11 protein-coding genes are annotated in these 14936 nt (G+C 53.7%); 10 read left to right on the top strand and 1 reads right to left on the bottom strand.

Going from position 1 to position 14936, the window contains the following annotated elements:
- Positions 1 to 39: 39 nt before the first annotated feature.
- The 10 genes from ACXIZX_RS23190 to ACXIZX_RS23145 all read left to right on the top strand — a co-directional run bounded on the left by ACXIZX_RS23190 (position 40) and on the right by ACXIZX_RS23145 (position 13749).
- Positions 40 to 924, top strand: a complete 885-nt coding sequence (locus tag ACXIZX_RS23190; RefSeq protein WP_179452790.1) for an OmpA family protein — start codon at positions 40 to 42, stop codon at positions 922 to 924.
- A 294-nt stretch (positions 925 to 1218) separates the two neighbouring features.
- On the top strand, positions 1219 to 2328 hold the full coding sequence (locus ACXIZX_RS23185) for an Ig-like domain-containing protein (protein ID WP_479405163.1): 1110 nt from the start codon (positions 1219 to 1221) through the stop codon (positions 2326 to 2328).
- A gap of 49 nt (positions 2329 to 2377) precedes the next feature.
- A complete protein-coding gene (locus tag ACXIZX_RS23180) occupies positions 2378 to 2908 on the top strand; it encodes a hypothetical protein (protein ID WP_479405162.1) in 531 nt (176 codons plus the stop codon).
- An 87-nt stretch (positions 2909 to 2995) separates the two neighbouring features.
- On the top strand, positions 2996 to 3796 hold the full coding sequence (locus ACXIZX_RS23175) for a hypothetical protein (RefSeq protein WP_179452787.1): 801 nt from the start codon (positions 2996 to 2998) through the stop codon (positions 3794 to 3796).
- A 155-nt stretch (positions 3797 to 3951) separates the two neighbouring features.
- Complete coding sequence (locus tag ACXIZX_RS23170) at positions 3952 to 6327, top strand: type I secretion system permease/ATPase (protein ID WP_179452786.1); 2376 nt, start codon at positions 3952 to 3954, stop codon at positions 6325 to 6327.
- Positions 6327 to 7562: an HlyD family type I secretion periplasmic adaptor subunit gene (locus tag ACXIZX_RS23165; RefSeq protein ID WP_179452785.1), complete on the top strand. Its 1236-nt coding sequence runs from the start codon at positions 6327 to 6329 to the stop codon at positions 7560 to 7562. Before ACXIZX_RS23170 ends, ACXIZX_RS23165 begins: the two co-directional genes overlap by 1 nt.
- Positions 7563 to 7576: 14 nt before the next feature.
- A complete protein-coding gene (locus tag ACXIZX_RS23160; protein ID WP_479405161.1) occupies positions 7577 to 9340 on the top strand; it encodes a TolC family protein in 1764 nt (587 codons plus the stop codon).
- 51 nt (positions 9341 to 9391) lie between these two features.
- The gene (locus ACXIZX_RS23155) at positions 9392 to 10084 is read left to right on the top strand and encodes a response regulator (protein ID WP_179452783.1); all 693 of its coding nucleotides are present in this window, start codon (positions 9392 to 9394) and stop codon (positions 10082 to 10084) included.
- A 386-nt stretch (positions 10085 to 10470) separates the two neighbouring features.
- On the top strand, positions 10471 to 12339 hold the full coding sequence (bglF, locus tag ACXIZX_RS23150) for a PTS beta-glucoside transporter subunit IIABC (RefSeq protein ID WP_479405160.1): 1869 nt from the start codon (positions 10471 to 10473) through the stop codon (positions 12337 to 12339).
- A 15-nt stretch (positions 12340 to 12354) separates the two neighbouring features.
- Complete coding sequence (locus ACXIZX_RS23145; protein WP_479405159.1) at positions 12355 to 13749, top strand: glycoside hydrolase family 1 protein; 1395 nt, start codon at positions 12355 to 12357, stop codon at positions 13747 to 13749.
- An 82-nt stretch (positions 13750 to 13831) separates the two neighbouring features.
- Here ACXIZX_RS23145 and licT read toward each other — a convergent pair whose 3' ends face one another.
- On the bottom strand, positions 13832 to 14695 hold the full coding sequence (gene licT / locus ACXIZX_RS23140) for a BglG family transcription antiterminator LicT (RefSeq protein ID WP_479405158.1): 864 nt from the start codon (positions 14693 to 14695) through the stop codon (positions 13832 to 13834).
- Positions 14696 to 14936: the final 241 nt, after the last annotated feature.

Below are 14936 nucleotides of genomic sequence, written 5' to 3'. Positions count from 1 at the left end.
TCAAAACCGGAGGTCCGCAAGGACCTCCGTGGAGGAGTCATGAATAAAGTAAACACTTCGCTGATTGCGATGATGGTGGCAGGGAACCTGTTTTCCTTCTCAGCACAAGCAGCAGTTGAACCTAACGTCTACGGTACAGCTTACCAACCGGTGGCCAGCGTGGCACCTAGCCAGGCTCAGGTCATTTATTACCGCACTAACGCGGTAACTGGCCCAGATGCGGCGCACGTTTATGTGGATGGTGAATATCAGTCAGCGCTGCTGATGGGCATGTACACCACCTTCTGCGTACCGTCAGGCGAGCACTCGCTGGGCGCGTTCCTTAAGGATGCACCGTATTACAAAGGCAAAGAGGCGCAGCCCTATCGCGACAACTTTGTTGGCGGCAAAACCTACTACGTTATGGTCGACGGTAACAGTGCAGGGAAGCCGATTGTGGTGAGTGCGCAGCAAGCCAGCAACGATCTGAAAGGATTACGTGCCCAGGTGCACACGCTTAACCGTGCTTCTGCAGTTGAACAATGTCGCTACACCGCCAGTAAAACGATGGATTATGCACTGTCGAGTGATGTGCTGTTTAACTTCGGAAAATCAGGCCGTAATGACATTACCCAGCAGGGCCGTCAGGCAATTAACGAGCTGATCGGTAAAATCAACAAAGATGGTGTGCAGCTGAACCGCATTCAGGTTATTGGTCATACCGATCCGATTGGTAAACCTGCAACCAATATGCGCCTCGGCCAACAGCGCGCCAACACCGTGCGCACTCTGCTGGTTCAGGGCGGCTTGCCAGCACGCAACCTCAGTGCCAGCAGTGCTGGAAGTGAAGAACTGGTAGTAAATGACTGTTCAGGCACGCGTGCCGAACAGATCCAGTGTAATGCGCCTAACCGCCGTGTGGTGGTGCGCGTACAAACGCAGTAATTACGAAATGTTGCCGGTGAAACTCACCGTCTCTCCTGACACAGGCAATAAAACCTTTACACCGTTAACCCAATCGTAATAACTGCGGTTAAGTCAAAGGCCAGTGACGATGTCACTGGCCTTTTTTATGCTACTGGTGTGTTAAATCACGCTATCTCTCAACCAAGACCCAGCCTGTGGTCGCCTGTCAGATAATTCCTGTACAAATGCACTCCATTACTTACCTGAACCCCGGCCTGAGGCGGGAGGTGAGGCGATTGCGGTACTGCATCGCCGTGCATGAGGAATCAATTGATGGATGACATCAACCTGGCGATAGTCAGTGGAAAACGCATTATCCAGGCGGAAAATCTACCACGTAACCCAGAGAAAGCGGTGAACGTCAAAGCGGTTAAAGGAGCACGCTATGTGCTGGCCGAAGGCGATGATCTAACCGCACCCGACACAGTCAGCGTTAAGCGTGTCGGTAACGATCTGCATTTGATGCTGCAGGGGGAACATTCTGCACAGTCAAACCTGATCATCGAAGATTATTACCCGCAACAAGGCGAGATCGTGGGGCTGGGTGAAGACGGTCAATGGCATGCGTTTACCGCAGTCAGCGCTGACCGCGCACAAGATCCTCAGGCGTTACAGGATGGCGAGCAGTCAACTGCCGCGCTGGATAGCAGCGTATTACCCCCAATGGATAAACTTGAAGTCGATGGCAACGCACTGGCGTTTGGCATGATCGCACTGGCTGCCGCGGCGGCGGTTGCCGCTTTAGCCGTGCTGGTGCACAACAACCGCAACCACCACTCATCGCCGCCGCCGGACGAAAAGCCGGAAGAAGCCGCAGTAAATCCAGAAACACAGCCCGACGCTGCCAGCCTAAACCCGGAAGTGACATCGGAACAGGGCACTCATCCGCTGGAGAATCCCGTCGCAATTATCGACAAGCTTCAGGACGATTTCGGTGAGCAGCAGGGCGCTCTATCGCCCAACGACGTCACTGATGACACCACACCAACACTCAACGGCAGCGATCAGCAATCTGGCTCGGTCATTGAGATCCGTGACAACGGCACATTCCTGGGCACCGCTATCGCGGATAGCAAAGGTAACTGGTCTTTTACCCCCGCGTCTCCTTTGCCTGATGGCACTCACGAATTTGTGGTGATTGCTACCGATCCCGGAGGTTTGGTCTCTGCACCTTCTGACCCTGCGGTAATCGTGATTGCCGCGAATCCTACGCCGCTTGAAACACTAAGCCTTAGCGATCTGTTACCGCCGGACACCGATCTCAGCAGTTGGGCGCACATCTCTGCATATGACGATGCGGGCACCGAACACCACATCATGGCTCCGGCTGATGATGCCAGCCGTGTAGTTGATGAGTTGCTGAGCGGCCATCCCCTGAACTGATCCCCTTGATGCAATTTAACCAGCGGCGAAAGGTCGTCGCGGAGGCGTTATGAATAATTTCATCCAACACATCGTTATTCCAACAGTGATTTTTGGCGGGCTATTTTGCGCCCTGCACGCGAACGCAGCGCCGGATACGGGGGCCTTTGGCGAGCGCTGGCAAGCAAAGGCGGAAGTAGTGAATGACCAGGCCCAGGTTGTCTATTACCGCACCCAGCCATCAACCAGTCAGCAAGCCGCGTTGGTGACCGTTGATGGCAAGCTGCAAGCCGCCTTGCTGCCAGGCATGTATACCCGCATCTGCGTTCAACCGGGCAGCTATACGCTGGGCGGCTGGATGGACTCTCAGGGCGCGCAAGCGGCCACCCACCACCGTTTTCAAACCACGCTCAAGCCAGGCAAAACCTATTTTGTCCGCGTGAACACGCAGGGTGATGGCAAACCTCAGCCTGTGCGTCGCATTGAGGCGGAGCGCGAGCTGGCTGACCTACATCTGCAGGAGCATGTGTTATCGCGAGCCAGTGCAGTAACGGAGTGCCGTTACTTATCGCAGCCGTTGGCTGATTACAACATCCGCTAGTTAATTTCCCCCGCATGCCAGAGCACGCGGGACATTCTGAAGAGGTCAATTGTGTTGAATATGTCTTCGGTTAAATCGGTTGTGCTTATGGCTAGCCTGCTAACCACCGTATCAAGTTCGGCCACGCTACAAACACCCAACGCCTTTGGTGAAAAATACAAGCCGCTACCACCAGTAGTCAAAGAGCTGACGCAGGTGGTGTATTACCGCGCTAACAGCGGCGTTATGACAGCCGGCCCGGCGCATGTTTACGTTGACGGTCGCTATCACACCAGTTTGTTACCGGGCGGGTTTACTAGTTTTTGTCTGCGCGCAGGCCCGCATACGCTGGGTGCCTTCGTTAATGATGCGCAATATCGCGGTAAAACTGAGGGCTTATATCAAGCCGAACTGCACGGCGCACGCACCTACTTTTTGCGTGTCGATGAACAGCAGCAAATGACGGATGCCCCAAAAGCGGTTAATCGCCAGCAAGGTGAACAGGAAATCAAACCCAACCGCCGTCAGGTACATGCGCACTCACGTGCAACCACCCTCGTTCCCTGCGTTTTCGATCGTGCTGCGGCACAAAGTGAAAGTCAGTATCTGTTCAGTAGTCGTGAGCTGTTTAAACAGGATCTTGGCCGCACCTTGCTCACCGATGAAGGCCTCAATTCACTGAATGAAACCGTCGTCACACTGCGTCAGCAGCATCCCATTCTGCACAGCGTGGTCATTCGCCTTGTGACCCGTGATGAGTCACGAATTGTGCTGCGCGATAAAGCCAAAGCGTTGCGTAACGCGCTGACAATGGCAGCGGTACCGAATGAATTAATCGACATGCAGATTTCAGCTTGTTCCGAGAATTGTCCTAACACGGATCAGGATGTGCAGATTCTCGCGAAATAATAAAAAACGATATAAATCAGCTTCTTAAATGCGATTTTTCACCTTGGCATTCACGAAGCAAGACCCGGCTTGTATCGCCATTGAAGGCTAAAAGCGAGAATTTTCTTACTCCCCGCCCCTGCGGGCCTGAAATAACGAACAAAGAGATGCGGTTAATGAACGCAACAGAATCTGATAACCAACAGCACGAGCAAGAATTGCAGTCGCTGGCGCGTGTGCAGACGCGTATTGATGACACGCTGCTGCAAAGCGTGGACTGGCTCTGCCGCCATTACGGCCTTGGCCGCAGCTTTGACGCGTTGACGGCAGGCCTGCCAAAAGATGTTTTCCTCACGCCTTCTCAGGCACTGAGTTCGCTGGAGAGTGCCGGTATGACACCCGGCCTGGTTGAGCGCAGCCTGTGGGATGTCCCTCAGCAGGTCATGCCAGTCATTCTGGTACGCAAAGAGTCAGGTGGTTGCATCCTGCTTGATCGCGTACGCAAAAAGAATGCTGAAGACAAGATGACCTGGTTCTATCAAGTGGTCATGCCTGAAGTCGGCAGCAAGCCGGTTGAAATTGAACACGCCGAGATTGCCGAGTGGTACAGCGGTTTTGCCATTTTCTCAAAGCCTACCGCCAAAGTGGATCGCCGTGTTGAAGAGGGTTTACCGGAGAATCAGAAGCACTGGCTGTTCAGTACCCTGTGGCGCTATCGCCGTTACTACCGAAGCGCGGCAGTGGCATCCGTGCTGATTAACGTACTGGCGCTGGCGAGCATCTTCTTCACCATGAACGTCTACGATCGCGTCATTCCGAACCAGGCGTTTGTCACCCTGTGGTCGCTGGCGATTGGTGTAACGGTGGCGATGCTGTTTGAAGCGTTGACGCGCTTTATTCGTGCGCATCTGCTGGATACCGCAGGCAAAAAAGCCGACTTGATCGTCGGTAGCATCCTGTTCCGCCAGGCCATCGACGTCCGTATGGAGCACAAACCGGCTTCGTCAGGCACCTTTGCTAATCAGCTGCGCGAGTTTGAGTCTCTGCGTGATTTTGTCTCTTCAGCGACCTTAGCCGCGCTGGCTGACCTGCCGTTCGTGCTGTTATTCGTGGGCGTGATCTTTGCCATTAGCGGCCCACTCGGCTTCGTGCCACTGCTGATGTTGCCAGTGATCATCATCATCAGCGTCATTATTCAATGGCCGCTGGCGAAGATCATGAAAGAGAACCTGAAAGATGCCGCACTGAAGCAAGGCGTATTGATCGAATCCATTGAAGGGATGGAAACCTTGAAAGCCACTGGCGGCGGCGTCCATATGCAGCGTCGCTGGCAGAAGTTCAGTGCTTTACAGGCCAACAGTGGTTCGAAATCAAAGCGTTATTCAACCCTGGCAACCACATCGGTGACCTTCCTGCAGCAGTTCCAGACGGTGATGCTGATTTTGATCGGCGTTTATATGATTGATGCCGGCAACCTGACCATGGGTGGCTTGATCGGTACGGTGATGCTGGCAGGGCGTGCTACTGGCCCATTAGGTCAGGTCATCGGTTTAGCTACGCGTTATCAGTCATCAAAAGCGGCGCTGGGTTCGCTGAACAGGCTGATGGAGATGCCAACCGACCGTGATAGCGAGCAGGACTATATCGCTAATCCGGAACTGAAAGGCGATCTGAGCCTAAAAGGCGTGGGCTTCTCTTATCCGGCGCCGCCGATGCAGCCTAACCCGGAAATTCTCAAGAACATCAATATCGACATTAAAGCTGGTGAGCGTATCGCCATCCTGGGTTCGATTGGCAGCGGTAAATCAACGCTGCTGCGCTTGATGGCACGTCTTTATCAGCCAACCGGCGGCCAGCTGTTTACTGATGGCCTCGACGTTAACCAGATCGACCCCGCTGACTGGCGCCGTCATATCGGTTTTGTGAGCCAGGAATCGCGTCTGTTCTACGGCACACTGCGTGAAAACGTAATGCTCGGTATGCCCGATGCGGCACCGAATGAGTTTCTGCGTGTACTGCGCCTGACCGGTCTCGATCAGATTGCCGCACGCCATCCGCTGGGTATTAACCTGGCGGTAGGCGAGAACGGCGGCAGTTTGTCGGGTGGTCAGCGTCAGTTGGTGGCTCTGGCTCGTACGCTGCTCAGCCGCCCGGAAGTGCTGCTGCTGGATGAACCAACCAGCGCCATGGACAGCCAAACCGAACAGCAATTCCTGAAACATCTGCATGCCGCCACGCAAGGCCAGACGCTGGTGGTGGTCACTCACCGACCATCACTGCTGGCACTGGTGGACCGCATCATTGTGATTGATGCCGGAAAGGTCGCCATCGATGGGCCGAAAGACGTGGTGCTTGCCCGCCTGAGCGGACAACCCGTTCCGCCAGCCAATAGCGGCAAAGTGAGCGCGGCAGCACAACAACCGGCTGCCAATACTGTTCCGCAACCGGCTGCGAATCAGTCGGCGGCACCAGCTAACAAACCTGCATCCCCAATCGTTACGCGCAGTGTGCCAGCGAAGGGATTGGATAAAGATGTTGAGGTCTCTGCCTGATGTTCAGCTTATTCAAACGTAAACCCAAACTGTCGGCGGCAGACGCCGACTTCATGAATGACATTCAGTCTTCACTGCTTACCCAACGCACACCCGGTTCACGTCTGGTGTTATGGGTGGTGCTGGCGGTGCTGGTGGGTGGCATTACCTGGGCGCATTTTGCGCGCGTCGAAGAAATTACCAAAGGTGAAGCGAAGATCATCTCCAAGAGCCGTGAACAGATTATTCAGAGTCTGGAGGGCGGCATCCTGGCGGAAATGAATGTGCGTGAAGGTGAAGAGGTTGAACGCGGCCAGGTGCTGCTGAAGATCGACCCAACGCGAGCTCAAGCCAGCTACCGCGAAGCACTGAATAAAGTGGTGGGATTAAAGGCCACGATTGCGCGTCTGCGTGCTGAAGCATATGGCCAGCCATTGAGTTTCGATGATGAGCAGGTGCGCAAAGATCAAAGCGTTATCGATCAGGAAACCAAAGCCTATCAGGCGCGCAAACGTGCGCTTGATGACTCGGTTAACGCATTACAGCGCAGCTATGAACTGTCGATGCGCGAAATCCGCCTCGCAGAACCGCTGGCCGCGCGCGGCTTGCTCTCTGAAGTAGAACTGCTGCGTATGCGTCGCCAGGCCAATGAAATTCAGGCGCAGATTGTTGAACGTCGTAACCGCTATCAGGCCGATGCTAACTCCGAGTTGAACAAGCTTGAGCTCGAACTTTCGCAGACCAGTGAAAACCTGATTGGCCGCGCTGACGTAATGGAACGTACCACCATTACCGCACCGGTGAGAGGCACGGTGAAAAACATTCGCTTTAACACCATTGGCGGCGTCATTCAGCCTGGCGAACACATTCTGGAAATCGTTCCGCTAGAAGACCAACTGTTAGTGGAAGCGAAAATTCGTCCTTCAGATGTCGCGTTTCTTCATCCTGGCTTACCTGCAACGGTAAAGGTCACCGCATATGACTACGCGATCTATGGCGGGCTGAAAGGCCACGTGGAATTTATCAGTCCCGATACGTTGAAAGATGATGCCAAAGCGGCTGCGGGACGCCCGGATGACACCTATTACCGCGTCATGGTTCTGACGGAGACCAGCACCCTGAATGCCGGTGGAAAAGCATTGCCGATTATTCCTGGCATGGTGGCTTCCGTTGAAATTCGTACGGGCGAGAAAACTATCCTGGATTACCTGCTGAAGCCGGTGATGAAAGCACGTGAAGCTTTCCGCGAACGTTAATTGAGACCTGAGTGATGAAACAAATTAAATGTTCAAAGCGCTTGCTGTCGCTGCTAATAGGTTCGTTCCTCGCGCTGCAAAGCGGCGCCGCACAGACGGCAACGAGTGAAGAAGAAGAGCTACTGATGTTTGTTGAAGTGTCGAAACCGAAGCCAGCATTAAGAGCGGCTCAACCAGTAAAAACCATGTCGGCAGATGAGATGGCGAAAATGCTGGCAGCACGCACGCAATCAGCACCGGTTCAGCCTGCTGCTGTGCCATTAACTAACACCGCGCTTGCGCCTGTAGCGAAAGCGCCGGTGATTAATACACCTGCTGTGTCTGAAGCGCCGATTATTGTGACACAGGTGCCTGCAACACCACTGGCAACAGCAACAAACCGTACAGAAGCGGAGCGAAGCAGCCTGAGTAGCGCTGAACTGCCAATCTTCAAACCGGCAACGCCGGCATCGGTTGCCGCCACGCTAACGCAGCCAGATGAACCTGCTTTAACCCCTGAGCCGCGTCTTTCCGTAGCACGTGCACCGCAGACAGTAGCGCGCGTTAGCCCTGGTGAAATGGAACTGCGTAATATTTTCTACAGTGCGGTGATGAGCGCGCTACAGCGCAGTCCACAGGTTCGCAGTACGCAACTGCAAATCGATGCTGCGAAAGAAGACGTGAGCAACGCGAAAGGTCAACGCTGGCCACAGGTTGACGTAACGTCGAACTCACGTCGTTATGAGTTTGGTAAAGGTAACCGCAATGCCAATGACAGCAATATGCCGGCTCTGGGTGTTAACGTGGCGACGAATCTGATCGATTTCGGCCAGACCAGCAACACCATTAAAAGCAAGGAGTTCTCGGTTCAGGCCGCAGATTTCCAGAACACCGCGCAGATCGAAGATTTGGCATGGCAGGTGAGCAGCGGACTGGTGGAGTTGAGTAAACAGCGTTTGATCATCGAAATGAGTAAACAATACGTAGCACGTATGCAAGAGCTGGTCACCATGTTGACCGGCATTGTTGAAGCTGATCAGGGCCGCCGCAGCGAACTAACTCAGGCGAAAGGCCGCTTCTTGCAAGCGCAGTCAGCGCTGGATAATGCCGTTTCAAAAGCACGTGACACCGAGATTCAGTTGTATCGCTTGTTAGGTGAAACCCAGGTTCCGTTACCACCCGCGATGCAGTGGCAATTGCAGCCTTCACAACTCGATGCCTTATTGGCTTCAGTCGACAAGCATCCAACGCTGCTAAAAGCACAGGCGCAGTCACAGGCTGCCTTTGCTGAAGCCGACGCGCTGAAATCGTCGTCATTACCAAAAATCAATTGGGTAGTAAGTAAAGACACCGGCAAAGACTATTACGGTCGTGAGCAAGCCTGGCAAACCGGTATCAATGTCAGTTGGGGGCTTTTCCGTGGTGGTTCAGCTAACGCGGCAGAACAGGCTGCTGTACAGCGCGCCAGCGCAATGCGGGAAGAGTCAGAAAACCAGCGTGATGACCTGCAACAACGGGTGCGTGCCGCCGATCAGGACGCGCGGTCAATGCTGCAGCGCGCGGATCTCTACCGCAATCTAACGCGTGAATCGGACCGTATCCGCCTCGATTTCTTCGATCAGTGGTATCACCTTGGGAAACGTACGTTGCTGGATGTGTTAAGCGCCGAGTCGGATTACTACAACAACCGTGTTGGCGAGGTGACTAATCGCTTTGATGGTTATAGCGCGATTTTTCGTGGTTATGCCAGCGCCGGACAATTGATGAACTGGCTGAAGAAAACGCCGCAAAAACCCTAACAGAGGAACACATGCTGTCCACTCCGGACACCATGACGACATGAGGTCTCAATGAACCCTTTAACGTCCCAAATTCGTCTGGCTCTGCTTGACGATCATCCGATTATTTGTCGCTCATTTGATGTGTTGTGCGCTGACCAGGATGATTTAATCGTGGTCGGGAAATTTGGCCATAGCCGGGAATTATTAAGCTGGTTGCGCATTGCTGAATGTGATGTGCTGGTACTGGATTATATTCTGCAAGATGATGAGATGGATGGCTTATCACTGATTAAACATTTAATGGCGCACTATCCGCATTTAAAGATTTTACTTTCTACATCTGTAGATAGCCTCGCTGTCATTCGTACCGCTTATATGTTGGGTGTGAGAGGCTATATTGCTAAACGAGAAGAGTCTGCAACCTATTTATCAGCGATTCGCACCATTGCAAACGGACAGCGTTATATCCCGCCTCGTATTGCTGAAGAGTTGAGCCAGGTTCCCGTGCGTAAACTCGACAAGGATTTAATCAATGGATCGGAACGGCAATATAGTCAGCAACTCATTTCAACCAGATTATTAACCCCGCGCGAGGCTGAGGTGTTGAATTGCTATTTGGAGGGGATGGAAATAGTTGATATTGCTGTGAAGTTAAAGCGCAGTCGTAAAACTGTTAGCGGTCATAAGCAAACCGCCATGAGGAAATTAGGTATTAGTAGCGATTTGGAGCTATTTAAATACCGGAATGATCTATTTAAATAGTCTTTATGATATTACGTCCCGGGGCTTTTTTTACACATTGCGCGATAAGGCTGCATGAAAAGTGCGGCCATATTATTCACGGCTTTGTTGGTCAGTGAGAATGACGCTAATTGGTGACCAGCTTCACATTTCTCTACGTCGTTCGTTAAAACTGCTTGCCACTTTTTCCACGCTGTAAGCATGATAGCGCCCGTTAAGGATTGTTACTGTTCGGCAGGCAAAACCTGAGACGCGCCCTTTTTCAGTTGAAGAGGGCGCGTCTCAGGTTTTTTTTTGCACGAAAAACGCGCCAATCCTTTGTAGGGTCGCCATTTATGGTGACCGAAAGACGCTTAACTGGCGAGCATTAGGCCATGAGTTTAGGGCATTGTTCAGGAGAAAGAGTGATGCAATATCAGGAACTGGCGGATGACATCGTTAGCGGTGTTGGCGGCAAAGAGAACATTATCAGCGTGATGCACTGCGCAACGCGTTTGCGCTTCAAGCTGAAAAACAGTCAAAAAGCGCAGACCGCCGCGTTAAAGGACAATCCCGGCGTGATCATGGTGGTGGAGAGCGGCGGCCAGTATCAGGTGGTGATTGGCAATCAGGTGGCGGAAGTGTATCGCGAACTCACCGCGCGCCACGCGCTGGATAATCAGAACGAGGCCGCAGATAACGCTGCACCGCAAGGCCTGTTTGCACGCTTTATCGATCTGGTTTCCGGCATCTTTACCCCGTTTATCGGCGTGATGATCGCCACCGGCATCATCAAAGGGTTGCTGGCGTTGGCGCTGGTGCTCGGCGTGATGAGCGCCGACAGCGGCAGCTACAAAGTGCTGTTTGTTGCCAGCGATGGTTTGTTCTACTTCCTGCCGATTTTGCTCGGCTACAGCGCCGGTAAAAAATTCGGCGGCAATCCGTTTGTCAGCATGGCGATTGCCGCTGCGCTGGTGCATCCGATGATTCTCGAGGTGCTGCAACAGCAGCAGCAGGGCAATGCGCTGACGTTCATCGGCATCCCGCTCGAAGTTCTGAACTACAGCTCCTCAGTGATTCCGATTATCTTCGCGGCCTGGGTTTCCAGTTTGATTGAGCGCTGGGTGCATCCGCGTTCACCCAGCGCGGTGCGCAATTTCACTACGCCGTTGTGCTGCCTGTTGATCACCGTGCCACTGACGTTCCTGGCGATTGGTCCGGCGGCAACCTGGCTAAGCCGCATGCTGGCCGAAGGCTATCTGTGGATTTACAGCCTGAGCCCAATGATTGCGGGTGCGGTGATGGGCGCGATTTGGCAAGTATGCGTGATTTTCGGTCTGCACTGGGGATTGGTGCCGATTATGCTGAACAACCTTGCCAACTTTGGTCATGACACGCTGCTGCCATTGCTGATGCCAGCGGTGTTGGGCCAGGCGGGCGCGACGCTGGGCATCTTCCTGCGAACCCGTGAAGCGAAACTCAAAGCGATGGCGGGATCGGCCTTCACCGCCAGCATCTTCGGCATCACCGAACCGGCGGTGTATGGCGTGACGCTGCCGCGTCGTCGTCCGTTTATCTTCGGCTGCATCGGTGGCGCCTTGGGCGCGGCGATCCTCGGCTTCTGGCACACCACCATTTACTCCTTTGGTTTCCCGAGCGTGTTCACCTTTATTCAGGTGGTGCCGAACAGCGGCATTGATGCCAGCGTGCTGGCGGCGTTTGCCGGTGCGGCGGTGGCGTTGCTGTTCGCTTGCGTGAGCACTTATCTGTTCGGTTTGACCGAGCCCGCAGCCGAAGTGGTCGCGCCGCCCGCGCCGGTTGCTCAGCCCACCAATCTGACGCGTCGCGAAAGTGTGGTCAGCCCGATGGCGGGCGATGTCATTCCGCTGGAGCAGGTTAAAGACGAAACCTTTGCCAGCGGTTTACTCGGCAAAGGCGCGGCGATTATCCCGCAGAGTGGCCGCGTGGTTTCGCCGATCGATGGCGTGGTGTCGTCGATGTTCCGTACCGGCCATGCGATTGGCCTGACATCGGCGCAGGGCGCGGAAGTGCTGATCCACGTCGGCCTCGATACCGTGAAGCTCGATGGACAATATTTTTCTCCTAAAGTCGCCAACGATCAGCCGGTCAAAGTGGGCGATCTGCTGCTGGAGTTCGATCTCGATGCGATTAAAGCCGCAGGATTTGACCTCACCACGCCGGTGCTGGTGAGTAATAGCGATGATTTTGTGGATGTGTTAACCCTGAGCCGCACGGCCGTGAGCGAAGGCGCTCCGTTGTTGGCCGTGCTGAAATAATTGAGGAGCAAGCAGATGACTAAACGTTTCCCGGATGGATTTTTATGGGGCGGCGCCGTGGCCGCCAACCAGGTTGAAGGCGCGTATCAGGAAGGTGGCAAAGGTTTATCAACGTCCGACCTGCAACCCAAAGGCATTTTCGGTGCGCGCGTGGAGCGCAGCGGTGACGATTTTGGCATCAAAGATACTGCCATCGATTTCTATAATCGCTTCCCGGAAGACATTAAACTGTTCGCCGAAATGGGCTTTACCGTGCTGCGTACCTCAATTGCCTGGACGCGCATCTTCCCGCAGGGCGATGAAGCGGAACCTAACGAAGCAGGCCTGGCCTATTACGATCGCCTGTTCGATGAGATGGCTAAATACAACATCACGCCGCTGGTGACGCTGTCGCATTATGAAATGCCGTATGGCTTGATCAAAAAGTACGGCGGCTGGGGCAATCGCATCACCATTGATTGCTTTGAACGCTATGCGCGCGCGGTGTTTACCCGCTTCCAGCACAAAGTGAAGTTATGGCTGACCTTTAACGAGATCAACATGTCGCTGCACGCGCCGTTCACCGGCGTAGGGTTGGCAGAAGAAAGCGATCAGCAGGCGATCTATCAGGCGATTCATCACCAGCTGGTGGCGAGCGGACGCGCGGTGAAAGCCTGCCATGAGATCGTTAAGGATGGCAAAATCGGTAACATGCTGCTGGGCGCGCTGCTCTATCCGCTGAGCTGTCGCCCGGCAGACGTGCTGGAAACCTTGCAGCAGAACCGCGAATGGCTGTTCTTTGGCGATGTACAGGTGCGCGGCGCGTATCCGGCCTATATGAAACGCTTCTTTGCCGATCGCGGCATCAGCATTGCCATGACCGATGAAGATAAGCGCGACCTGCAAAACACCGTCGATTACATCTCCTTCAGCTACTACATGACCGGCTGCGTCACTACCAATGAAGAGGAGAACCAGAAAGCGCGCGGTAACATTCTGTCGATGGTGCCAAACCCGCATCTGCCGAGTTCCGATTGGGGCTGGCAGATCGATCCAGAAGGGCTGCGCATTCTGCTTAACATCCTGTATGACCGCTATCAGAAGCCGCTGTTTATTGTGGAAAACGGGCTTGGCGCTAAAGATGTGGTGGAAGCGGACGGGCAGATTAATGACGATTACCGTATTCAATATCTCAACGATCATCTGGTGCAGGTGCGTGAAGCGATTGAAGATGGCGTGGAGGTGATGGGTTATACCTGTTGGGGACCAATCGATTTGGTCAGCGCCTCAAAAGCCGAGTTTTCCAAACGTTATGGCTTTATCTACGTGGATCGCGATGATGCGGGTAACGGCACGCTGGCGCGTTCGCGTAAGAAGAGTTTCTTCTGGTATCAGAACGTGATTCGCAGCCATGGTGAAGCGTTGAAGTAAGTGGGTTGGTGGTCGCCATTAATGGCGACCCTACAAAGGATTGACGCGTTTTTTAGAGGGTGCACATTGATGCGCACCTGGTTCACGCCTCGTCCGCATCATCCTGCAGCGCCAGCGTCTCTTTGCGTACCCGCTCAATATGAATGGTGAGGAACATGCGTTCCTCGCTGGAGAGTTCATACAGATATTTCTGCTGAATATGCTGGTCGATCTTCACCGCACATTGATAGGCGAGCGAATATTTGTCACGCACCACATCATGCAGAGATTCATCCTCGCTCCACACGCCGCGTTTGCCCAACATACGTTGTGCAAAGAACTTCAGATGGTTGACGAAGCGGTTGTAACTCAAGCTCTCGGTGCGGTAATCCAGCTGCAGACGATACTTCACGATATGCAGGATCTCCTGCATAAATTGCGTGATGTGCGATACATCGGCGAAATCGCTGCCGAGCTGTGCATTCACCAGATGCAGCGCGATAAATCCGGCCTCATCTTCGGGTAATTCCACGCCCAACCGCTTGTTAATCAGCGCCAGTGCTTCGATGCCGAGTGAAAACTCTTTCGGATAGAGCGTTTTAATCTCCCACTTCAACACGTTGCGAATCGGGATGCCTTGGTGGTGGCGTTCAATAGCAAAATGGCAGTGATCGCACAGCGCGATAGAGAGACTTTCATGCAGCGGCTGACCCAGCTGCTGACGCGCATTGGCAATGATCAGTTCGCTGGTGGTGATCACCTCAAGCGGGATATCCGACAGCAGCTCGCTGAGCCGGCCCGTCAACGTATCACTTTGCAGCGCAAACACTTTTTCGATCTGATGCGCATCCAGTTCGTCACCAACGCGCTTCTGAAACGCCAAACCGCGTCCCATCACAACCTGTTCTTTGCCGTTGTCGCCCAGCACTACCGCGACATTGTTGTTGAGGATTTTCGCGATTTTCATTTTTATCTGCCCTGAAAATAAAAAACCTGACCCACCGGGAGGACGGCGTGTCAGGTTTTGCCTGCGCTGAACGCAGTAACAATCTCGCAAGATCATAATCGGCTGAGCTTTCCCGACAAGCACAGCGACAGTTAAATGTGAAATGCATCATATTTCCAGCGCGATTAGTTACAGGCGATTGGGCACTGAAGATGCGGCCTTTTGTGTTTGTAAGGATAGCGTAAGGAAATGATCAGATTAT

The sequence above is a fragment of the Candidatus Pantoea symbiotica genome (assembly GCF_056491525.1).
This window is presented reverse-complemented; position numbering and strand designations above follow the sequence as displayed.